Below are 22,867 nucleotides of genomic sequence, written 5' to 3' on the forward strand. Positions count from 1 at the left end.
GTATATTGCGCTCATATATTCCCGATTGGGTATGATCGAAGTCATCTGAGTTTCTAGCGTACGCATGTGCTTTTCCCACTTGCACCTCTCGGGCAAGGGTCTTTGGTATGAGATGGGATTTTATTGTGGGTTCACGCCCACAAATCATGCAGCTCATTAAAAACTCTCCTCGATGCTGCTTTCCGCCCAACGCCGGCCACATGCGCTAACTAAAGCTTGGCTGTTTTCAAGCCAAGCTTTAGTTGGTCGCCGTGCTGGCACTTGTTATATTTTCAAAGTACTCTGAAATCAGATCTTTATTTTTCAAATATGAATCAAGGACCTGACACAAGAAGAACTCATTATTGACTTTGTATGTGAAAGGGATTTTAGAATCATCAACTTTGAATGTCTTTATCTTCTTATGTCCTTTGACTTCATGATTTGCCTCCCTTTCGCTATATTCTTCTAAAGTATAGACAATGAACTCATGATCTAAATGACCAATAAAAAACTCTTGATTTTCTATCTGATACTCAAGATGAACTACTTGAGTGACAATACGCTCGTCAAAAACTTCAAAAACTTCAAAATCTTCTACGAGCTCTTCAAAAGTCAAGCTACCTTTAGATTTGTCATGAGTAACCCATAAGTTATTAGAGTATTTTTCTGTGGAATAAAACTTTGACAGTTCTGGGAGATCTGAAACATCGAATTTTAGCTTTGAACCGAATTCCATTTCCTCCATGGCAGGAATAAACTCGGAAATGTAGTCAACTCTAAAGGATATATTAGCAATAAGATCTTTATCAATTAAATCTTCTATTGAAAGTAGCAGCTTTCTTGGTATATCAATCCAGAAATATTTTCCAATCCTAGAATCCACGATAGTTTGACTATCTTTATCATTGTTTATTCTTATATATTCATTTTTACTTAGTAACTTATATTTTGAAAACTGGCTATCTATTTTTATTAAATCTACAGATATATTTTCATATTCATCATAAACAATCGATGCGCATTTCTGCTCTAAAACTTCGGTCCGACCTTTCATTGACATGAACGAATTATATAACATTGATCCTATATAATAGTATTTGTAGTTCGTAGAGATATAATCAAGATCTTCGCTTCCATGAATGTTTTTATATGAGTTAGCTAATACCTCTAAAATACCAGGGTATTCAGCCAGCTCTCCTTCTACATACGTCAACAATGAATCAAATGTTTTTAGTTCTAGTCTTTTATTTACAGAGTCCAATTGAGGAGCATAAAAAGCTATAGCTCCAGGGTGAGCTGAGCGGTCTTTTATTCTCTCTATTATCTGTTGTTTTTCACTTTCGTAGCTTTTGGTGTATAACCCCATGATCTTATTTTTAAAATCACTATTGTTAATTGAATTCTTAATGTAAGGAAATAGTTCTTCTGTGATGACGGGGTCTCTTTCAAGAAAAGCTCTGCAAAACTGACCAAGCATGCATAACTCACTTTTCTCAAGTCTCAGCTCATTAATCTTGTTAAATACATCATTCATAATTATTCAAGGCACCAAATTTGACTGAAAATATAACGCCTTGCTCACCGGTAAATTAGGAGCGCAGCGAGTAATTTATCCGTGTGCAGCAACTTGTTAAAGCTATGCAATATTACGCTCGATTATTCGCATTTTTTCTACCGCCGACCTGGATAGTTCACCTTCTTCATCAAGATAGCCAAACGCTTCCAGCTCTCGAGTCAGACCACGAGGCAAGTCTTCCTTTATTTTATTGAATAAATAGCGATAGCCGGACGCAGGTGACTTCATAGAGGCTCTCGGATCTCTAACATCTTTCAGGCGCCTAACTAGAAATTCCAGAATTTCAAACGAATCGCTAGAATGTCGACTTTCGTTACTCTTTAACCTTTTCTCAAGCCTTCTCGCCTCAATTTTTGACTCTTCAAGCTCTCTATTAAGATTTTCCATGTGCTCAAATAAGGCTATCTTTTCGTTTTCTGCCAAATGGGCTTTCTGCGCTAGTTCTTCTAAAGTTTTCCTTTGCTCGGCTTCCTTCCTTTTTATTTCTTCATTTTCTTTTTCAATATCCTCAAGTGCTTTAGCTGAGTCAAAAGGGAGACGATCAAATTTATCTCTAATACCAGAATACCCTTCATCCAAGTGCCTTAAACGCTCGCCGAAGCCTGCTTCCATTCTTCCCAATATTTCCGATACATCTTTAGTAAAAACATAGGAGTTATCGTAAAACCTGTTGCTAGTATCTGTGGCCTTAAAGTAGAAGGCTACAGATAGACCAATGGCAAAAAAGGCAACGACAATTGAGAGCAGATCGGTAAACCCAAATTCTTCGATATTTAACTTTAAATCAATACTAAATAGCTTAAATGACATTACACCGAAGAAAATCAGAATCACAAGATCTCTAACATTCTTCAGGGTTAGTAAGGGGGCTGATCTACCTTCTTCATTCTTCGCCATAAAATGGTCCTTTCATTTCTGCTTTTCTTGGGTAATACGGAGCTTTAACGCTGCCAACACGCGCATATTTTTTGTGGAGCCGCAGGCGCAACGAAAAATACGTCGCAGTGCTTGGCCTTGTTAGCTTATTGAGTTGTATACATTAATGAAATTTGGGATTTGTGAATGATCTGCACCCGCATCTTTAAGATAAGTAAATGCGGCCTCTGCTTTTTCTTCATCGATTTGAGGGTCGAAGCCGGATTCCTTCAGTTTTGACTTCCACCAGCTGATGTTCTTCTCGTGATCGTTTTTTGAGATCTCAAATATGACAAATGTATATACACCTTTCTCTAGATACTCCTCCCCACCTCGGGACATATGCTCTACAAACATGTGCCCCCGCTGAGCTCCCATAGCTGTAATCATGCTCTCAATAAAATGTGCCTTGACGTTGATCTTCTGCCCAATGCTGACAGCAACTGATCTCGGCTTTGCAGAAACTACTTTGTAGACAATTCCTAACACTAAAGCGATGCCAATTACCCAGTACCAAATCATTTGATGCTCCATAGGTTATTTTCAGCTAACAGTGATTATACAGAAGGCTACATAACCTCAATAAACGAGACGGCATATTGATTGAGGTTATGCTGCCGCAATAATTGACTCTACCCCATTGTTTCTGTTGTGAGCAAAGCAAAATTTGGCTGCATATCCAAAATTCGCGTGCCTGCTCGTTTTGCCGGTTTCCATCATACTGACGCAAGCGCATCATCCGGTAATGCGCATGCGATCGAAGGGCAAAATAGCGTGGGTCTCGCGGCAAATAGATATGCAATTACAACAGCTCCACACATACCATCTCCCCTCCAAACCACTGCTGCTTTAGCCCCCGCTGCTTTTCCAACAGTAGCCTTAAATAGCCACAAAGAGGCTGGTCGGACGATAGCGCAGCGAGGTATTTGTGTAGTCTGCGTTGGCTCGCGAACTGTTCGGCAGGCACGTGCAGCGGCGTGGCGTTTTGGGTGAGCCATTCGATAGTGGGCAGCAGCAAGTGAGTAGCGCTACTGTCGAGCGCCAACGTCACGCCTTTAACATCAAAATCACCGGCGTAGATATGCGGTCGATGGGTTTTGCGCCACGCCTCGGCCAGTTGCGCAAAGCCGCCGCCGTAGTGGCTGTCGCCGCGGTAGACGACCAACGGGTTTACGTAGCCGCTTAACGCTGACAGTTCCGGCGAAAACTCGTAGAAGCTATCCAGGTTTTCGACCTGGATTAGTGCGCTAAACGCGCTCAGCTTTAACCCCAGTACATCCACATCGCGAATCGCGCGTGGTTCGATGGCGAGCCCGGCTATTGGCTGAGGGGGAAAGCTTACGAGCACTCGTCGGGCGCGGGGGCGTTCGCGGGTGGCTTTATCCTCTTCCACGCCTTCTTTTGCTTGGGCGCTGCTGGTCAGGCCGCTGAGGGATCGGCCTAGCGGCGCTATTCGGGCGCTGTCTAATACATCGTTGATCTGCGCGAGCAAGGCGGCGTCAAAGCGCAGCGTTTTGCTGGTTATTCGTGTGGCCAAGTCAATATCATGCTGATGGCACCAGGCAACCACGTCGTTTACCCATTGGCCGCGGGGCTTTTCCACTGTGGGCTGGCGGAGAAGTTCTCGGGCTACACCGTTCAGCCCATTGCGTGCGCGGCTGGGTAGGTTCATACGGCCAGCTGCAGCTCAACGTCGTGGATCAGGCGCAGGTAGTTGAAGGCACTCGCCTGTCTCTCCTGCTGTTTGAGTCGAAACGCGCGCTGGTCGTTGCGCGGCAGGCCCTGGTACTCGGCAATCACCTGGAAAAGCCAGATTTCATCCTGCCACTCCAGCGGGCTTTGGTGCAGGTATTCAAGGGCGCTGACCGGCTCCGCCTGGGGCTGGTCAATCACGCTTAAATAGAAGTGTTCGACATCCTGCTTTAGCGCCTGTTGGCGGGCGGCCGCCAGGCTGCTTTCCTGGGCTTGGGCGGGTGCCGCTGCTTCTACCGTTTGCGTGGTGTGGCGCGGCTGGGGTAGTTGGTGGAGCAGGTCGGCGAGTACCTGGCACTCCAGGTTACGGTCCAGCGCTGGGGCGGCCGCCGCATTTAGCGGGGCGGCCTGGTTGACCAAGCTTGGCACCTCGCTGCGCCGAGCGTAGTTGCCGGGCACAAAGCCTGGGTGCTCGCGCATAAACGCGGCCATGCCGCTAATCAGACGGCTGCGCGCTTGCTGCTTACGAAAGCGCGCCATCAGTTCGATCAAGCGCCGCTGCACTTCGCGCAAACCGGTGTAGTGGTGGCTTAACTGCTGCTGAAGCTGGCTGATCAATAGTTTGCGCAAGCTGCCGTCGCTGCCTACCAGCTCTATCAACTCGTCAAAGTTAATCAGCGCCAGGCCATCCAGCAGCCTTGCGATCTGTTTCTGGGCGCGGTCGTTTTCGCGGATTTTATCGTTAAGCTGGCTGACGAAACCAAAGTCGCTATTTAACCGCTGCCATAAGCTGTCGATGGCATCGGCGAAGCGGCCGTTAAGGTCGTCAACTTCCTGGCGCAGGCGCATTAGCTGCTGCTCTAACCGCCAGTGCTCGCCCCGGCTGCGCGCCTCGCGGTAGCTGTGTACCAATGCGCGAATCAGCTCCAGGGTTTCCGCCACATCGGCATTCACATGGCGGCGGGTTTCATCGGCGAGCATTTCGGCGATCAGCTCGCGCACCTTTGGGGCAAGCTTCACGCCGCTCTGTTCATCCGGGCGCCACAGAATACGCGCTGCCAGCATCTTGCGCAGCGCGCTATCGCTGAGCGATTCCAGCGGTACTTCATCGCGAGTGTAGGCCTGCATCAGCGTTTCAGAATGCTTGCCCAGTAGCGCCAAACGCTCAGCGCCGGTTTTGAGCAGGCGGCTCTCCAACTCATTCACACTCTTGCCCACGCTTTTATTCACAACAGGGCCTCCTGCGTGCCTTCTTCTCCTTCGGCATCAATCGGCAGGTTCTCTTCATCGCGAATAAAGCGCACCAGGTCCACCAGGTAATCAATCTTGCCGGTGATCACAAATACCTGGCGCTCGGAATGCGGCTGCAGCAAATAACCGTGCTCTTTCAGGCGCTTGAAGACTTGCTTTACCTGGGCATCCAGCTGGTCACTTTGCGAACCAAAAAAGCTGTCGGTGGCTAGGCGTTCCAGGCGCTCGCGCAGGCTTTGGTTGTCTTCACACTTGGCGCTGAATTCGGCCGGTTTGAGTACATCACCGGGGGCCGCCAAGGTATCGCGGCCCAGCGCTTCTTGAACCAGCTGTAGCCACTCCAACAGCGGCAGCAGGCTGTTGAGCGTCTCGCCCAGTTGGCGCGAGAGCTGATCCCGGGCGCTGTCATTGAGCTGACGCCAAGCCAGAAAATAGACGCTGCCCTCTTCATTGCTGGCCAGCCGCCGGTTAAGCGGGCGCAGGTAGGTGTCGATCTCCTCGCGGGTCTCTGCGTTGCTCAAGTGACGATAGCCGCTTTCATCGCTGACCGGGCAGACAAATTCCCCGGCGAGTAAACGCTCAAGCAATGGGCCATGTTCGATCATACCGTCACCTCCTGCTGACGTTCCTGAAGCCGCTCGGCCAAGCGGCTCAGGCGCGGTTCAATGCGTTTTAACACCCGTTTATTGGCGTTAGCGTTATCGCGGTCAATCAAATAGCGATTGGCGAACAGCAGCAGCACATCGGATTCAGGATTGGGGAACGCGCCGACAATATGAATGCGGTTGCTGTCACAGGCCTCAAACAGCTTTTCGACGTTGTGGTAGGCCAAGGTGCCGATCTCATCAATGGGCCAGTGGATGGCGATTTCTGCGTCACCACGCAGCAGGCGAGTAAACGCGAGCAGGAATTTACACAGAATCAGGTAGGCCATGCCGTGACTGGAAGACTCCAGCAGCTGGCGGTCGTTTTTAATCACCAGGTCCGTGCCGCCTTCGTTCAGGTGCAGTTCCAGGCGCAACAGGCTTTCAAAGCTGTACTGCTGGTCGCTGCGTAGCAGATCGACCACGTCGGCCAGGGTGTTCAGGTAGTCGTCGCTGGGCAGCGTCTGGCCGGATTCGCGCCACTCTTTATAGCGCTGGGCAAACAGCTTCAACGGCTCCCAGAAGCCCAGTTCGTCGATGGTGGACTGAATGCGCACTTCGGCTTTGGTGATGCCTTCCAGGCGCAGGTCGTCGGCGACTTCTTCCGAAAGCCGACGGCTCTGGGCGCTGATGCGTCGGTTCAAATCGCGGAACACGGTAAAGAACTTATCCAGGTCGTCGCTCAGGTTGCGGCCTTCCTGAATCAACTGCTGCTGTTGGTCTTCAAGCAGTTTGAGCATGTCGCGCAGTAGCGGCAGCTGGAGGCGCGGGTTGTCGCTTTGTAGCTTGCTGCGCTCGCTCTCCAACGCTTCAGCAAAGCCGCTGCTGGCGTCCTTGATCAGTTGGCTTTCAACGTCCAGGCAGCCACGGCGCAGCTGTTCGATGAGCTGGTGGCGATTGCCCAATGCCTGGCGGGCGCGCTCAATGCGCTCGTCCACATCGCCCAGCGGCGCCGCCGGGGTCTGGTCGTCGGGTTCGATGGCGAGGCCTTCCAACTGGGTTAGCAGAGGCTTTAAGGCTTCCAAGCTGGCGTGTTCACTCTCTCGCTTCGTTTTAAGCGTGCTTACTGTACTTTGGTGAGTTTTGCGCGCGGCCTGAAAGTCGTTTTTCAAACGCTCTTTATCGCGTTGAAGCTGCTGTTCGGCTTGCTCCAGCTCGGCTTCCTGGATGACCAGCTGCGGCTTGTGCTGCCCCCACTCCACGCGCATAAAACGGGTGTATTCGGTGAGTTCATCCTGACGCGCAGCGGTAACGCGGATGCGCTCCTCTTGGCTTGTCAGCCGCGCCTTGGTGTCTTTTAGCTTTGCCGGGTCGACGCCCTGTTCGGCCAGCTCTTGGCTAAAGGCTTCTTCCAGCTCCGCCCGCTGGCGCTGGTGTTCAGTGTTGGCGTCGCTTAGCTGCTCCTTGTACTGGCGCAGCTGGGCATCCAGGCTATCCAGCTGGCTTTGGCCGTCGGCTTTTAGCTCCAGCAGCTGGCTTTGATGGGTTTCACCCAGCGCGTTAAGGGCTTGCTGTTTCTCTTCACGCAGCTCGGTTTGTGTTTGTTCCAAGCGGGCTAACGCGGCTTGATGAGTGGCGCGGCGCTCCTGTTGATGCTTGGCGTGGCGCTCTTGCTGCTGGCGGCGCGCCTCGGTCGCAAACTCAACTTCCTGCTCGGCACGCTTATGGGCCATACGGCCTTGATCTTGAGCTTCATCGGCCTGTTGGACGCGCTCGTTATGCTGCTTAAGCGCTTTCTCGGCCGTTTGGCACTCTGCCTGCGCGCGCCGTTTGGCGCTATCTGCTTCTTCGATGGCGGCAAGCAGCGTGGCTTCGTCCTGGGCGTAATCGGGCAAGGCAATGGCCGAGAGATCCAGCGCCAGCCCAAACAGGTCATCGCTGCCGCCGTCGGCTAATTGAGGCGCTAAATCGCGTCGCTCCAACAGCTCCGGGGCAATCACTTTGCCTAACTGCTGCTCCCAACCGGGGCGGTGGTAGCGTAGAAAATGGCGCAGGCTGCCCTGCTCAGGGTCACGTTGCTGGTAAAGCGCATAGCAGCGCTGCTCGGCGCGCTCAAGCTGTTGGCGAAGCTGAACCAGTTGCTGCTCGGCATCGTCACGGGCACGGCGGTTGCTTTCAAACTCGCGGCGCAGGCCGTCTAGCGTGGCGGCCGATGCGTTGCGTTCTTGCTGGGCCTGATCCAGCCGCGCTTGGGCAAGCTCAGCATCAGCAGCTTCTTCGGCGGTTTGTGTTGAAAGTGAGAGCTGGGCTTTTAGCTCGGCCAGCTGCTCAACGCCCAATTCAAGCTGCACCTGATACTCGCCTTCCAGGCGCTGGCGCTCCTGTTGATAGCGCTCATTGAGCTGCTGCTCGGCTTCCCACTGCTGTTCACGGCGCAGGGCTTTCTCTTCCACCAGGGCGTCGATCAGTTCCTGGGCTTCACCGGTCTGGCGGGCCAGCGCCTCGGAAAGCTCACGCAGGCGGCCATCAAGCCGTGCCTGGCTCTCTTTTACCGCATCCTGCATCACGTTCAGATGGGCACGCAGTTGATCACGCTGCTCCCGCCATTGGGGCAGCGCATTGATATCGCGCTCCAGGGCGGGCATGTCCGCCTCAGAATAGTGCTCGTACTGGGTTTGTAAATCATTAAGGCGGCGCTGGGTCTGCTGTAAATCGCTGACCACTTCGCTGTGGCGGTCGTTAAGCTCATCCCGCGCCTGGGCGTAGTCGCTTTCCCGCTGCTGAAAATCGCGCTGATGGCGGGCCAGTTCGGCGTCCACATCGGCCATGCGCCGCTCAGCCTGCTGGCGGTCATCTTCAAGCTGGGGCTTAAGCTGCCAGAGAGTGGCATCCAAATGGGCAAGCTCGCGATCAATTCCCGCAAGCCGGGCGAGCGACGCCTGAAGGGGCTCCAGGCGCATGGATTGGCGTATCTGGGCAATCCATTCACGCGCCTTGGTGTTACGAATCCGCGTGACCGGCAGTTCAACGCCATCCTCTTCGAAAATCGCTGCCAGCATGGTTTTGAGGGTATCCATCTTGCCCTCTTTGGCATGCACCGCCGACACCAGCTTCTCGATATGGCGAATACGCCGCTCGGGTTTGACCAGGCTGAACTGTGCCGCGATCTGGCGCAGCTTGAGGCCATCACGACTATTGCCGTGCAGTTGGGTAAAGTCGTTCTGGATAACCGAGCGAAATTCAGAGGTCGCGCCCAGCTTGGACGACACCGGCGTACCATTGCGGCGCAGGCCACTGGCCCACTGGCTGTAGTCGAGTGCGGCCACACCCGCCTCGCTTTCAACCAGATAATCTTCTGGCTGATAAGGCCCGCCCACAAAGCGGTACTCTACCCCGCCTTCAGCTTTGCGGGTCAACACTGCCTGGCAGATGTTGCCCGCCTCACGGCGGTATTCATACACCAGGTAGCTGTTGCGGTGCGGCAGATAAAACGCATCAAACTTCATGCGCGTTTTGGGCACTACCTTATTGGGCAGCTCGCCATAAAACACCGGCACCAGGCGCTGAAGCGTGGTTTTACCCGAAGCGTTGGTGCCGCAAATATTGGTGTGGCCGTCCACACTGAGTTCAACCACGCCTTCAAGGTGGCCGTGAATCATCACGATGCGTAGCAGGTGGGCCATGCCGTGTCCTTGATCGATAGGGTTTCGAAAACGACTATCTTGCCAGACACAATGCAAGGCGACACCTACTGGATGACTCGACTCACCGATTCACTCTCCCAAACGCTTTATGTAATCATTAACCCACTAGCGACTTAAACGCTCAGCGATTACATTCACGCCCACGCTTCACTTTCATTGCAGGAAACCGCCATGCCCCGCTACCCCGAGCACCTTACCGGCGAAGGCCCGGTTAACCCCTTTCCGGGAATTAAAGTACTTGAACGCCGCCTGGGCCGAGCGATCCCCCATCAGTTGGGTTCCAACGAAGGGCTGGACATGCCTCACCAGGCACTGCGCGAGCACTTTGGTGATGCACTGGCGGCGCACGCTTACAGCTATGGCGACGCCGAGGCGTTTGGTGTGCGTACCCGGTTAAGCGCCCAGCTGGGCACGCCTTTTGATCACCTGTTGGTTGATGCGGGTGCCGATAGCCTGATTGCGCTGGCACTACGCACTACCTGCGAGCCCGGCGCTACGGTGGTGTGCACGGCGGGCACCTACCCCACGTTTGGCTACTTTGCGAAAGGCCAAGGCTGCCGCCTGATTGAACGTGGCTATCATGAAGCGCCCGGCGTGCTGGCACCGGACCTGGAAGCGCTAGCCACCGCCGCGCAACAGGAAAACGCCCGCCTCGTTTACCTAGCCAACCCGGATAACCCCAGCGGCCACCTGCACAGCGACAGTGCCATTATCAAGTTTCGCGAGGCGCTGCCAGATACCTGCTGGCTGCTGCTGGATGAAGCGTATGGCGATTTTCGTGATGATGCGGGGAGCGAGTTTGCGGCCCAAGCACTGCCCGGCGTAATTCGCCTGCGCACGCTCTCAAAAGCCCACGGCTTAGCGGGGCTGCGCATTGGCTATGCGATTGCAGAGCCTGACGTACTGGCCATGATGATGAAGGTGCGTATTCACTACGCGGTTTCCGCGCTGACGCTGGCCGCCGCCGAAGTAGTACTCGACCATCCTGAAGAAGTGCGCCAGCACGTGGCGGATGTAAAAGCCCGCCGAGAGCAGTTGGCCGAGCACTTTCGCTCTTTAGGGGCCGATGTACTGCCGAGTGCCACCAACTTTATCGGCATTCGCCTGCCCAGTGAGGAACTGGCCGTCCACGTACATCAGCAACTTCTTTCAGAAGGTGTGCTTGTCGCTCGCCTGGCGCACCCGGCGCTCGCCAACGTGATACGCATTACCGCCGTAGCGGATGCCCTGGTGCCGGGCCGGCTGGCGACGCTTGAGCAGGCTATTAAAGCGCACGCTTGATAAGGCAACTCTTTTTACAGGAAAGCCCCTGCCAAGTGAACTGCTCCCCGAACGTTACAAATCAAGCGTTAGGCAGTGCCGCGATAACCATGATTTCCACTTTCCACTCAGGCTTGGCAAGCTTGGCTTCAAGCGCGGCGCGAACCGGGGTACGCCCTGCGACTACCCACGCTTCCCATGCCGCGTTCATCTGATCAAACTCGGCCATATCGGTTACCCATACCTGAGCAGAAATCAGGTGCTCTTTTGAGGACCCTGCCTGAGCCAGCAACTCATCAATGCGCGCAAGCACTTGTTCGGTCTGGCCACGCATATCTGCCGTGGCGTCGGCGGGCACTTGGCCTGCTAGATAAACCGTGCCGTTATGAATAGCCACTTGGCTCATACGTGCATTGCTTTCGTAATAAGTAACGCTCATGGAGTCTCTCCGTCATAAGAAATACAGCTGAGATTACCGCGTTTACATTTAAAATGCTTGCCTGCAAATACACCAACTTCTTGCTGCATTCAGGCAAGCGATTTACCTACCCACTGAACCCTACATACCCGATCACGAAAGGCACCGCGGCCAAAAACAGAATAGAGACCATGGCAAGCAACCCGTCTCTGGTTAAGAGCCCGGCCGCGAAGCAGGCGATAGCCGCAGATGCTATTGAACCCGACGTGGGGATGACTTCCATAAACGGCATGAAGGGCGTCACGGCCAGGATAACGGCGAGAGGCAGGTACAACCAGGGCGGCTTGACGAAAAATACCCAGCGCGGTTTGAGAAAACGCTCAACAAAATGCACCGGTTTGCGCAGCCAGTTAATCCCTTTACAGAGCTTATGGGTAGAAAGCGCTTTGCGTGAAATGAAGCCTGGCAGCCAGAGGCAATCCCGCCCCAGCATTATCTGCGCCACGAGAATAAACTCAATGAAGGCCACAATGGCAGTAACCCCCGGAATCGAGCTTGCAGGAGACGTCGAAATGAGGGCAAACATGAGCATCAGTGACGCAAAGGAGTGCGCACCAAGCTCGTCCACAAGCGACCCGATCGTTACTTTTTGCCCTTGAACCGAGTGTTCAAGGTGATTCAGAACCTCGCTGAGTGCCCGCGTCGTGTGTTCGGCCATTATTGAGCTCCCTGCTCGCTATAAAGCCTTTCAGGCAACAAATGAAGCACCTGTATCCATGGCATGCAATAGCCGTCTACAACAACGGCGCTGTCACTGTGGAGTGTAGTTTAGGTGGGTGTCATCAAATGTTAGATGTCGAGCCAATGGATGGTGTGAGAAAAGGAGGGTATGAGCAATGTTTGCCAACGCTTCATGGTATTTTTTGGAATGCCAAAACCAAAAAAGGGCCTAGCGATGAACGCTAAGCCCTAAAATTTGGTGCCGGTGGCCAGACTCGAACTGGCACACCCGTAAAGGCGGCGGATTTTGAATCCGCTGCGTCTACCAATTCCGCCACACCGGCAATGGATGCGCATTATACGGAGATAACCACGCAGGTCAATCACATTGACTGACTTTATCTAGCGAAGGGGGTATCCTATGCCGCCTGTTTGACCACCGTTAAGAGCCAACCCATGCAGCGCGCGGACTTTTATTTCGAGCTACCCGATGAGCTGATTGCTCGCTACCCTTCTGAGCAGCGCAGCGACTGTCGTTTGCTGTGCGTGGATGGCCAGAGCGGCGCGCTTGAGCATCGCCAGTTTACGGACCTTCTTGAGCGTTTAAACCCCGGCGATTTGCTGGTATTTAATGACACACGAGTGATTCCTGCCCGCCTGCACGGCCATAAAGCCAGCGGCGGCAAAGTGGAGATGCTGCTTGAGCGTCCGTTGGACAGCCACCGGGGCCTGGCACATATCCGCTCGAGCAAGTCGCCCAAGCCCGGCACAGAGCTGATCTTTGAAGGTGATATTCACGCCGTGGTGGAAGGCCGCCGCGACGCGTTGTTTGAGCTGCGCTTTTTAGGCGAGACGCCAATGATCGCGCTGCTGGAGCAGCACGGCCATATGCCACTGCCGCCTTATATCACCCGGGAAGATGAACTCAGCGACCGCGAGCGCTATCAAACCGTTTATGCCCGCCGAGATGGCGCCGTGGCCGCTCCCACGGCGGGCCTACATTTCGACCAACCGCTGCTGGATGCCCTGGCTGAAAAAGGCATCAACAGCGCGTTTGTCACTCTGCATGTGGGCGCGGGTACTTTTCAGCCGGTGCGGGTGGACAATATTCTTGAACACCATATGCACAGTGAGTGGATCGAGGTGTCAGAAGCCACCTGCCAGCAGGTACGCGAGGCGCAAGCTGCAGGCAACCGGGTCATTGCCGTGGGCACCACCAGCGTGCGCTGTTTGGAAAGCGCCTGCCAGAAAAGCAGCGATGGGCAGATAGCGCCCTACAGCGGGGATACGGATATTTTCATCTACCCCGGCTACGAGTGGCGCTGTGTGGATGCGTTGATTACCAACTTCCACCTGCCGGAATCGACACTTTTGATGCTGGTGTCGGCGTTTGCCGGTTATGACACGATGATGAACGCCTACCGTGAAGCCGTTGCCGAACGCTACGCTTTCTTTAGTTATGGCGATGCGATGCTGCTCACCCGCTAAGCGCCTTTACGTTGCCCTTAGCGTTTTACCGATGATTTTTTGACGAGTTACCACAATGCGAAACGAATGCTTTATGCGCTTTGAGCGCTTGGCCGACGACGGCCGCGCTCGTCGCGGTCGCCTCCACTTCCCCCGTGGCACGGTCGAAACCCCTGCGTTTATGCCGGTGGGCACTTACGGCACGGTAAAAGGTATGACGCCGGACTCCATCAAGGAGATCGGCGCTGAAATCATTCTGGGCAACACCTTCCACCTGTGGCTGCGCCCCGGCACCGAGGTCATTGAAGCCCACGGCGACCTGCACGACTTCGCCCAGTGGGACAAGCCGATCCTCACCGACTCCGGCGGCTTTCAGGTGTTCTCATTAGGCGAGACGCGCAAGATCACCGAGCAGGGCGTGCACTTCCGCTCGCCGGTGGATGGCAGCAAGGTCTTTATGGGGCCGGAAGAGTCCATGGCCGTGCAGCGCTCGCTGGGCTCTGATGTGGTCATGATTTTTGACGAGTGCACGCCCTACCCGGCCACGTATGAGGAAGCCGAGAAATCCATGGAGCTGTCGCTACGTTGGGCCAAACGCTCACGCGATGCCCACGGTGACTCGCCTTCCGCACTTTTCGGCATCATTCAGGGCGGCATGCACCCGGAGCTTCGCGAGCGCTCGCTCAAAGGGCTTATGGAGATCGGCTTTGACGGTCTGGCAATTGGCGGGCTTTCCGTTGGCGAGCCCAAAGAAGAGATGATCAAGGTACTGGATTACCTGCCCACTTGGATGCCAGACGATAAACCACGCTACCTGATGGGCGTGGGCAAGCCTGAGGACCTGGTGGAAGGCGTGCGCCGGGGCGTCGACATGTTCGACTGCGTCATGCCGACCCGCAACGCACGTAATGGCCACCTGTTTACCGCTGACGGTACAGTCAAGATTCGTAATGCCAAGCATCGCCATGACACCAGCCCCCTTGAAGAGGGTTGTGACTGCTATACCTGCAAGAATTTCTCGCGCGGCTATTTGCATCACCTGGACCGCTGCAATGAAATGCTGGGCTCGATGCTCAATACCATCCATAACTTACGCTACTACCAGCGTGTAATGGCTGATTTGCGCGCGGCAATCGAAGCGGGTACATTGACGACCTTTGTGGAAGGCTTTTATGCTCGGCGCGGCCTGCCGGTGCCTCCCCTGGCCGAATAGTCATCACCCGCTCTGGCGGGTGAATCAAGGGCCGCTTATCAACATAATTGTTAATTAGCGCCCCCTCTAACCCTTTCACCCATTAAGGGTCTTAACCCAGGAGTTCTCTGCAATGCTGGATTTCTTCATCTCATCAGCCCATGCCCAGGAAGGGGCAGCTGGCGGTGGCATCGCACAAATCGTTATGTTGGTCGGCTTTGTGCTGATTTTCTATTTCCTGCTGTGGCGCCCCCAAGCTAAACGTGCCAAGCAGCACAAACAGCTGGTCACCGGCCTGGACAAAGGCGATGAAGTCGTGATCGGTGGTGGCCTGGTTGGCCGCGTCACCAAAGTCAGTGATGAATTCCTGACCCTGGAAGTATCTGAAGGCACCGAAGTCAACGTACAGAAAAACGCCGTTGCTGCCGTGCTGCCGAAGGGCACCATTAAGTCCATCTAACGCTTAAAACACCCCTGCCGATTCAGTGCCAGCCACCCCGGCAGGGGTGCCATGGTAGATACGATGGTAAATTTTGCTGTGCGTGGGGCTCCCCGCACAGCAATTCCGTTTGTAATTGAAGGCAGGGCTTGCATGCTCAACCGTTACCCCCTGTGGAAGTATCTGCTGATACTGGTCGTCCTGGTGGTTGGCCTTATCTATTCGCTTCCCAACTTATTCCCCGAAGATCCCGCTATTCAGCTCAGTAGCGCCCAAGGCGAAACGCTGAATGAGCGCCAAATTGAACGCGTTGAGAACGCACTCGGCGAAAACGGCATCGCTGTTAAAGGCGTCGAAGAAGTTAACGGCCTGTGGCTGATTCGCCTGCGTAACGACAACGACCAGCTCAATGCTCGCGATATTGCCGCCGACCTTTTAGGCAATGACGCGACGGTCGCACTAAACCTGGCAGAAGCCACGCCGGCTTGGCTGCAAGCATTTTCCGCCTCCCCCATGACACTGGGGCTTGACCTGCGCGGTGGCGTTCACTTCCTGCTGGAAGTGGATATGGAAGCGGCACTCACCCAGCGCCTGGAAGTAAATGCCAGCGCCATGCGCGAGCTGTTGCGTAGCGAGCGTATTCGTTACCGCAATACCGATGTTGAAGGCCGCTCCCTCTCCATCGACTTTGCAAGCACTGAAGACCGCGACAATGCACGCCGTTTGATCAGCCGTGACTTCCCCAACTTTGACTATACCAATGAAGGCAGCGGCCGCTCCTCCAGGCTGGTGATGGCGCTGAGCGATCAGACCATTAACGAAATTCAGGACTATGCCATCAACCAAAACTTGACCACCCTGCGTAACCGGGTGAACGAGTTGGGTGTTGCCGAACCGATGGTGCAGCGCCAAGGCCCTAACCAGATTGTGGTTGAACTCCCCGGCGTACAGGACACAGTGGCCGCCAAGCGGATCGTGGGCGCGACCGCCAACCTTGAGTTCCGCCTGGAAGCTCGTAACGACACGCCGAGTATGGAAACGGAAACTCACGTATTCCGTAATGATGCATCACGCTCTGCCGAGCTAATGCGCGATGTGATCATTACCGGCGACAGCGTTTCTAGCGCCAGTAACAGTTTTGATGAAAACGGTCGTCCGCAGGTGAATATCAACCTGGATGGCACTGGCGGCACGTTGATGAACCGCGCCACGCGCACCAATATTGGTCGCAATATGGCGGTGCTATTTATCGAGCATAAAAGCGAAGATACGGTCGTCATTGATCCTGAGACCGGCGAAGAGACGATTGAGCGTGAGCCTTATGTAGAGCGCGGCCTGATAAGCTTGGCCACCATTCAAAGCGCGCTGGGCAACAGCTTCCGAATCACCGGGCTCGACTCTCCCACTGAAGCTGCCGAATTGTCGCTGCTGCTGCGTTCAGGTGCGCTGGCGGCGCCGATCTACTTTGTACAGGAGCGCACTATCGGCCCAAGCCTGGGTGCGGAAAACATTCAGCGCGGCCTGCTCTCTGTTCAGGTGGGCCTACTGCTGCTCGTGCTGTTTATGCTGGCGCGCTATAAAGTGTTTGGCATTTTTGCCAACATTGCGCTCGCCCTTAACCTGACGATTCTGGTCGCGGTCATGTCGATGCTGGGCGCCACGCTCACCCTGCCTGGCATTGCGGGCATCGTGCTAACGCTGGGCATGGCGGTGGATGCCAACGTCCTGATCTTTGAGCGAATACGTGAAGAGTTGCGTAACGGGCTGTCGATTCAGCAGGCCATTCATGCAGGCTATGAGCGTGCCTTTACCTCGATTGTCGATGCCAATATCACCACGCTGTTAGTGGCGATCATTCTGTTCTCGATTGGTACCGGCCCCGTCAAAGGCTTTGCGGTCACGCTGTCTATCGGCATCTTGACGTCCATGTTCACCGCGCTAATGGTGACGCGTGCCCTGGTCAACCTGACCTATGGCAGCCGACCCGTCAAAAAGCTATGGATCTGAAAAACATGGATCTGAAGAACATGGATCTGAACCCCGTGCTCAGCCCCGAATGTAAGAGGTGGCAATGAAACCCCTATCACAACTGCAAATCGACTTTATGGGGCGGCGCAACATTGCGTTTATCGCCTCGGCAGTGATGCTTATCGTGTCGATTGGCGCCCTGCTCTTCCAACAGCTCAACCTGGGGCTCGACTTCACTGGCGGCACACTGATCGAAGTTCGCTACGGCGCCGCACCCTCGCTGGATGCCATTCGCCTTCTGCTGGTAGAAAGCGGCTTCCAGGATGTTTCTGTACAAACGTTCGGCGCATCAACCGAGGTGCTTATTCGCCTGCAACAGGCCTTTGATCCTGACGTTGGCAGCGACGTTGTCAACCTGCTAAGTGCCAGCGGAGACAGCGTTACTCTGGTGCGCGCTGAATTTGTTGGCGCCCAGGTGGGCGATCAGCTGCGCGATCAAAGCGGCCTTGGCCTGCTGGTCGCGCTCGGTGTGGTCATGCTGTATGTCGCTTTCCGCTTCCAGTACAAGTTTGCCATCGGTGCGCTGTTGGCGCTGCTTCACGATGTGATTATCGTCGTGGGCGTGTTCGCACTCTTTCATCTTGAGTTCGACCTGACCGTGCTGGCGGCGATTCTGGCGGTTATCGGCTACTCATTGAACGACACAATCGTCGTCTATGACCGTATTCGTGAGAATATCCGTACGTCACGTATCGACGATATGACGCAGATCATCAACGAAGCCATCAACGCCACGCTATCGCGCACGCTGGCAACCTCCGGCACAACCATACTGGTACTGATTGCACTGTTAATCCTCGGTGGTGATATGATCGAGAACTTCGCTATCGCCTTGCTGATCGGCATTGGCGTCGGCACGTTCTCCTCTATTTACATCTCGGGCGCGCTGCTTATACCGCTCAAGCTTTCGCGTGAGGACTTGATCCCCACCAAAAAAGAGCTTGATGAAGAGGAAGAAGAGCTGCCGTAACAAGCCGTTCTGGTATAACGCAAAAAGGCTCTGCCGGGTTAACCCGACAGAGCCTTTTTAGTAAGTGGCTGGCAACCTTGGAACGTCCATCACTTAACATTCACAACGTGCTATTAACTACCAGCCATTCACTTTCAACTATTCATTCACTACCGGCCCATCAAAAATGCGGCGCCAGCTGTTTAATCAGCGCCTTGTAAAGACGTGGGCCTGCGGCCATCAGTTGGCCTTCTACCTTAACGCTCGGCTGGCCATCGGGTGTGCCCATTAGCGCGCCGGCTTCTTTCAAAAACAGTGAGCCCACCTGCATATCCTGCTCTTCCATACCCAGCACAAAGGCGCTGTCCACTCGGCCGCTTGCCAGCTCACACATGTCCAGCAGGCCACAGCCCGTCGCGACAAGGGTTTCTACCTGAGGTGCAAGCTGTTGGGTAACGGTAAGAAATGCCGGCAAGTTGCCAGGGCGCAGCCACGCTTCGGGCAGGCTCATGGCCAAACGCGTACCGGTAATCGCGGTGGGTTTACTAACCCGCATACGCTTGCCATTGTGTTGAGCGCCACGACCACGGCTAGCGATATATTCATCATCGCCAAACGGTGAGATCACCACCGCGTGTTCCGGGCGGCCTTTAACCAGACACACCACTGAGAGAGCAAAGCCTTTACCCGCTACCGCTAAATTAGAGTAGCCATGAATGGGTTCGATCTTCCAAACGGTCTCACTACCTTCGCCTTCACCCGCTTTATGCGAGGTGTAACGACCCACATAGCCGTGCTGGGGGTAGCCACGCTCCAACTGGTGGATAATGGTCGCCTCGGCCTTGCGCGCCGTGTCTTCAAGCAGACGGTCAAGATTGGATTCTTCATGAGCGTTTTCAATACGCTCACGAACACGTTGAAACTGTTCAACTGCGCTGCGCGCTGCGCGCAACGTAAATTGGACCATCGGATTCATGATCGGGCCTTGTCACAGTGATGTTAAAGAACGTTAGGCGAAGGAATAATTGCCTATGGCGCGCAATTCTAGCAGACCCCTCTCGGGCACGCTATCGACTCGTGCTAAACTGCTCGTTTTCCGCGTTTGTTCGCTATGTTCTGTATCAAGCCCTGTTCTTCATCAAGCCCTGTTCACATTTATCGAGCCCTATCATTATGCTTGAGCGCATTCGTATCGTTTTAATCGGCACCAGCCATCCAGGCAACATCGGCGGCGTTGCTCGCGCCATGCACAACATGGGTCTGGCCGATTTAGCGCTGGTAGCTCCGCGCTGCGAGATCATTACTCAGGACAGTATTTCGCGCGCTTCCGGCGCGGATCATCTGCTCCATCAGGCCAGCGTACATGCAACGCTTGAAGAGGCCGTTGCCGACTGCACGCTGGCCGTTGGCGCGAGTGCGCGCTCACGCACCCTGCCCTGGCCCATGCTGTCACCGCGCGAACTGGCAGACCGCCTACCCGGCGAATGCCAGGCATCAACATCACGCGTCGCACTGGTGTTTGGCCGGGAGGATAGCGGCCTGACCAACGCCGAGCTGCAGCGTTGCCATGCCCATGTCCATATCCCCACCAATGCTGACTTTAGCTCGCTAAATTTGGCCGCCGCCGTACAGGTGCTTGCCTACGAGAGCCGCATGGCCTGGTTAAGCCAGCAGGACGCAGCGCCCACGCCTGATGCTGATGATGAGCTAGTGCCCCACGAAGAGCTGGAGCGTTATTTCGAGCATCTGGAGCGCACACTGATTACCATTGAATTTCATGACCCGGCCCAACCTCGTCAGCTGATGGCGCGGCTACGCAGGCTCTATTTGCGCGCCCGCCCCGAAAAAATGGAGATGAACATTTTACGCGGCATTTTAACCGCAACGGAAAAATCAGCAGACAAACAGTAACCGGCATCCGCAAACCTGGGGTGGGGCATAACTTGAAGTTACGCACCCGCGCCCCAACCTCGCTATCCTGCTAACGATGAACGATGCGTTACGTCATCCGCGATGCCTTAAATGACCGCGTGCCAGCCCTGACCAAGGATCACTCATGTTCCAACGCCTACGTGAAGACATTAACAGCGTATTTGACCGCGACCCGGCGGCCCGCAACTTTTTAGAGGTACTGACCAACTATCCCGGCCTTCACGCGCTGTTAATTCATCGTTGCGGTCACTGGCTATGGAAAAAAAACCTGAAATGGCTGGCCCGTACGCTGTCGACGTTTTCCCGCTGGCTGACCGGCATCGAAATTCACCCAGGAGCCACTATCGGTAGGCGCTTTTTTATTGATCACGGCATGGGGGTCGTGATTGGAGAAACCGCGCAGGTTGGTGACAACGTAACGCTGTATCAGGGCGTCACACTCGGCGGCACCAGCTGGAACAAGGGCAAGCGCCACCCCACGCTAGGGGATGGCGTCATTGTCGGCGCGGGAGCCAAGATTCTCGGCCCCTTTACCGTGGGTGCGGGTGCAAAGGTTGGCTCGAACGCGGTGGTCACCAAGGAAGTACCGCCTGGCGCAACGGTGGTGGGCATTCCCGGCAAGATTGTTAAACGCACCGACCCCGATGTTGAAGAAGCGCTAGAGGTAGACCCGGTTCGTCGCGAGGCCATCTGCCAAAAATTTGGTTTTGACGCCTACGGTGTCAGCCAGGACATGCCCGACCCGGTGGCCCGCTCCATGCAGGCAATGCTGGATCACATGCACGCGGTGGATGAGCGCATTGAACGCATGTGCTCAACGCTGCGTAAGCTTGATGGCAGTTACCATGAAGGAAGCCTGCCCGCGCTGCGTGATGAAGACTTCGCCGATATCCTGGATGAAAACGATACCGGTTGCGCCCCCAAAAGCTCGGATGACAACACGCCGCCTCCGGCTAAAGGTTGACCAAACTACTCAGGCTTTCCCATAATGGCAGCACATTTGCCGGGAGCACGCTGAACGTTCAGTGTCGAGGTGCCTGTCATGCGTTTAACTACCAAAGGCCGTTACGCCGTTACCGCCATGCTCGACCTGGCGTTGAACGGCGAACTCAGCCCGACCAGTCTGGGGGATATTTCGCAGCGTCAGGGGATTTCCCTCTCCTACCTTGAGCAGCTGTTTGCGCGCCTGCGCCGTTCTGGGCTTGTCCGCAGCGTTCGCGGTCCGGGCGGCGGCTATTTGCTGGCCAAACCGGCGGCCGATATTAGCGTTTCAGCAGTCATTGATGCCGTTGATGAAACGGTAGATGCTACCCGCTGCCAAGGGTTATCCGACTGCCAGCAGGGAAACACTTGCTTGACTCACCACTTGTGGTGCGAACTATCCGGCCAGATTCGGCATTTTCTTGATGACATCACCCTTGCCCAATTGATGCAGCGCCCCGATGTTCTACGTATTGCCTCACGGCAAAAAAATCGCGTTGAAGCGGGTATTCTCGCCTCATCACCGTAATGGCCAAGGGCGTTATTACCGCTGCCCTGGCGCTATTGAATTAAGCGGGTCTTCATGACGACGACAACCACACCTTCACTGCCTATTTATCTGGATTACGCCGCCACTACGCCGGTGGATACCCGCGTGGCCGAGGTTATGCAGCGCTACCTGACCGCTGACCAGCTATTTGCCAACCCTGCCTCGCGCAGCCATATGCTGGGCTGGCAGGCTGAACAGGTGGTGGAGCAGGCGCGTCGCCAGGTAGCCGATACCATTGGCGCCGACCCGCGTGAAATTGTCTGGACCAGCGGTGCCACGGAAGCTGACAACCTGGCGCTGATTGGCTACCTGCGTGCCAACCGTGAACGCGGCATGCACCTGGTTACCTCTACTATTGAGCATAAGGCAATCATTGATACAGCGGTTGCGCTTGAGCGCGAAGGCTTTGACGTTACCTGGCTTACACCCGCGCACAACGGCACTATTTCGCCGGAGATGCTACGTGCTGCCATGCGTGATGACACCGCACTGGTTTCGTTAATGGCGGTCAACAACGAGCTAGGCAGTATTAACGATATTGCCGCACTCGCCGAGGTCGCTCATGAATTTGGCGCGGTTTTCCATACCGATGCAGCTCAGGCCGTTGGTCGAATCCCGCTGGACGTGGTGGCGCAGAAGATCGATTTAATGTCCCTTTCCGGGCATAAAACCTATGGCCCCAAAGGCGTGGGCGCGCTGTATGTAAAACGCCACCCGGACATCCGCCTTGAGGCATTGATTCACGGTGGCGGGCATGAGCGCGGCATGCGCTCCGGCACCCTCCCAACGCATCAAATTGCCGGGATGGGTGAAGCATTTTTGTTAATGCAAAAAGAGCATGCTAACGATCAGGCACATATCACGCATCTACAGCAGCGCTTTTTAAAGGGGCTTGAAACGCTGGATGGCGTGGTGGCCAATACTCCGCTTGACCGCGCAGTACCCAATATCTTGAACCTCGCGTTTGAAGGCATCGACGGTGAGTCGCTGTTGATGGCCCTGCGCGATGTGGCCGTTTCTACCGGCTCCGCTTGCAACTCGGCAAGCGTTGACCCCTCTTACGTCTTACTCGGGGTAGGCGTTCCGCGCACGCTAGCACTTTCATCGCTACGCTTTAGTTTTGGACGCTTCACCACGCAAGACGATATTGATCACGCGCTAACCCTCATTCGCCATGCGGTGAGCGGTTTACGAACACTGCCACGCTAAGCGGCTAGCGCTTTTACA

At 54.7% G+C, this 22,867-nt stretch carries 20 protein-coding genes and 1 tRNA gene; 10 read left to right on the top strand and 11 right to left on the bottom strand.

The features are described from left to right. Positions 1–238 precede the first annotated feature (238 nt). The 7 genes from ACT3TJ_RS13810 to ACT3TJ_RS13840 form a co-directional block, all read right to left on the bottom strand. A complete protein-coding gene (locus ACT3TJ_RS13810) occupies positions 239–1,516 on the bottom strand; it encodes a hypothetical protein (RefSeq protein ID WP_444665881.1) in 1,278 nt (425 codons plus the stop codon). 102 nt (positions 1,517–1,618) lie between these two features. Continuing rightward, positions 1,619–2,455: a hypothetical protein gene (locus ACT3TJ_RS13815; protein WP_444665883.1), complete on the bottom strand. Its 837-nt coding sequence runs from the start codon at positions 2,453–2,455 to the stop codon at positions 1,619–1,621. 120 nt (positions 2,456–2,575) lie between these two features. Beyond that, the gene (locus ACT3TJ_RS13820; RefSeq protein ID WP_444665884.1) at positions 2,576–2,995 is read right to left on the bottom strand and encodes a DUF1198 family protein; all 420 of its coding nucleotides are present in this window, start codon (positions 2,993–2,995) and stop codon (positions 2,576–2,578) included. Positions 2,996–3,275: 280 nt separating this feature from the next. Further along, positions 3,276–4,145, bottom strand: coding sequence for a DUF7281 domain-containing protein (locus tag ACT3TJ_RS13825; protein ID WP_444665886.1), 870 nt, complete (start codon positions 4,143–4,145; stop codon positions 3,276–3,278). Continuing rightward, a complete protein-coding gene (locus ACT3TJ_RS13830) occupies positions 4,142–5,395 on the bottom strand; it encodes a hypothetical protein (protein ID WP_444665888.1) in 1,254 nt (417 codons plus the stop codon). Before ACT3TJ_RS13830 ends, ACT3TJ_RS13825 begins: the two co-directional genes overlap by 4 nt. Then, positions 5,392–6,021, bottom strand: a complete 630-nt coding sequence (locus ACT3TJ_RS13835) for a hypothetical protein (protein WP_087106585.1) — start codon at positions 6,019–6,021, stop codon at positions 5,392–5,394. Before ACT3TJ_RS13835 ends, ACT3TJ_RS13830 begins: the two co-directional genes overlap by 4 nt. Then, complete coding sequence (locus tag ACT3TJ_RS13840) at positions 6,018–9,683, bottom strand: ATP-binding protein (RefSeq protein ID WP_444665890.1); 3,666 nt, start codon at positions 9,681–9,683, stop codon at positions 6,018–6,020. Before ACT3TJ_RS13840 ends, ACT3TJ_RS13835 begins: the two co-directional genes overlap by 4 nt. A gap of 192 nt (positions 9,684–9,875) precedes the next feature. Between ACT3TJ_RS13840 and ACT3TJ_RS13845 the strand changes: the two genes are divergently transcribed. Then, positions 9,876–10,985, top strand: a complete 1,110-nt coding sequence (locus ACT3TJ_RS13845; protein ID WP_444665892.1) for a pyridoxal phosphate-dependent aminotransferase — start codon at positions 9,876–9,878, stop codon at positions 10,983–10,985. A gap of 61 nt (positions 10,986–11,046) precedes the next feature. On the opposite strand, the gene ACT3TJ_RS13850 is transcribed toward ACT3TJ_RS13845, so the two are convergent. The 3 genes from ACT3TJ_RS13850 to ACT3TJ_RS13860 form a co-directional block, all read right to left on the bottom strand. Then, positions 11,047–11,403: a RidA family protein gene (locus ACT3TJ_RS13850; RefSeq protein WP_441679013.1), complete on the bottom strand. Its 357-nt coding sequence runs from the start codon at positions 11,401–11,403 to the stop codon at positions 11,047–11,049. Between the two features lie 106 nt (positions 11,404–11,509). Beyond that, complete coding sequence (locus ACT3TJ_RS13855; RefSeq protein ID WP_444665894.1) at positions 11,510–12,100, bottom strand: exopolysaccharide biosynthesis protein; 591 nt, start codon at positions 12,098–12,100, stop codon at positions 11,510–11,512. Between the two features lie 259 nt (positions 12,101–12,359). Next, positions 12,360–12,446 (bottom strand) — tRNA-Leu (locus tag ACT3TJ_RS13860). Between the two features lie 112 nt (positions 12,447–12,558). On the opposite strand from ACT3TJ_RS13860, the gene queA reads away from it, so the two are divergent. From queA to secF, 5 genes are all read left to right on the top strand, one after another. Then, complete coding sequence (queA, locus tag ACT3TJ_RS13865) at positions 12,559–13,590, top strand: tRNA preQ1(34) S-adenosylmethionine ribosyltransferase-isomerase QueA (protein ID WP_193055292.1); 1,032 nt, start codon at positions 12,559–12,561, stop codon at positions 13,588–13,590. A 73-nt stretch (positions 13,591–13,663) separates the two neighbouring features. Then, the gene (tgt, locus tag ACT3TJ_RS13870; protein ID WP_444665904.1) at positions 13,664–14,782 is read left to right on the top strand and encodes a tRNA guanosine(34) transglycosylase Tgt; all 1,119 of its coding nucleotides are present in this window, start codon (positions 13,664–13,666) and stop codon (positions 14,780–14,782) included. 112 nt (positions 14,783–14,894) lie between these two features. Continuing rightward, on the top strand, positions 14,895–15,221 hold the full coding sequence (gene yajC / locus ACT3TJ_RS13875) for a preprotein translocase subunit YajC (RefSeq protein ID WP_087106571.1): 327 nt from the start codon (positions 14,895–14,897) through the stop codon (positions 15,219–15,221). A gap of 132 nt (positions 15,222–15,353) precedes the next feature. Beyond that, complete coding sequence (gene secD, locus ACT3TJ_RS13880) at positions 15,354–17,207, top strand: protein translocase subunit SecD (RefSeq protein WP_087106568.1); 1,854 nt, start codon at positions 15,354–15,356, stop codon at positions 17,205–17,207. A 64-nt stretch (positions 17,208–17,271) separates the two neighbouring features. Continuing rightward, positions 17,272–18,198: a protein translocase subunit SecF gene (gene secF, locus ACT3TJ_RS13885; RefSeq protein ID WP_444665896.1), complete on the top strand. Its 927-nt coding sequence runs from the start codon at positions 17,272–17,274 to the stop codon at positions 18,196–18,198. Between the two features lie 160 nt (positions 18,199–18,358). On the opposite strand, the gene ACT3TJ_RS13890 is transcribed toward secF, so the two are convergent. Next, entirely contained in the window at positions 18,359–19,153 is a 795-nt protein-coding gene (locus ACT3TJ_RS13890) for an inositol monophosphatase family protein (RefSeq protein WP_193055287.1), read from the bottom strand. 197 nt (positions 19,154–19,350) lie between these two features. Here ACT3TJ_RS13890 and trmJ point away from each other — a divergent pair, with 197 nt between their 5' ends. The 4 genes from trmJ (at position 19,351) to ACT3TJ_RS13910 (ending at position 22,849) form a co-directional block, all read left to right on the top strand. After that, entirely contained in the window at positions 19,351–20,088 is a 738-nt protein-coding gene (trmJ, locus tag ACT3TJ_RS13895) for a tRNA (cytosine(32)/uridine(32)-2'-O)-methyltransferase TrmJ (RefSeq protein WP_444665898.1), read from the top strand. 145 nt (positions 20,089–20,233) lie between these two features. Further along, the gene (cysE, locus tag ACT3TJ_RS13900) at positions 20,234–21,073 is read left to right on the top strand and encodes a serine O-acetyltransferase (RefSeq protein WP_193055285.1); all 840 of its coding nucleotides are present in this window, start codon (positions 20,234–20,236) and stop codon (positions 21,071–21,073) included. Positions 21,074–21,151: 78 nt separating this feature from the next. Further along, positions 21,152–21,619, top strand: coding sequence for a Fe-S cluster assembly transcription factor (locus ACT3TJ_RS13905; protein WP_193055284.1), 468 nt, complete (start codon positions 21,152–21,154; stop codon positions 21,617–21,619). A gap of 54 nt (positions 21,620–21,673) precedes the next feature. Further along, positions 21,674–22,849 carry an aminotransferase class V-fold PLP-dependent enzyme gene (locus tag ACT3TJ_RS13910; RefSeq protein ID WP_444628063.1) on the top strand — a complete coding sequence of 392 codons (1,176 nt, stop codon included), beginning with the start codon at positions 21,674–21,676 and terminating at the stop codon, positions 22,847–22,849. The last annotated feature ends 18 nt before the right edge of the window (positions 22,850–22,867 follow it).

Source organism: Halomonas sp. AOP30-A1-24 (assembly GCF_052378165.1).
Taxonomy (GTDB): domain Bacteria; phylum Pseudomonadota; class Gammaproteobacteria; order Pseudomonadales; family Halomonadaceae; genus Vreelandella; species Vreelandella citrativorans.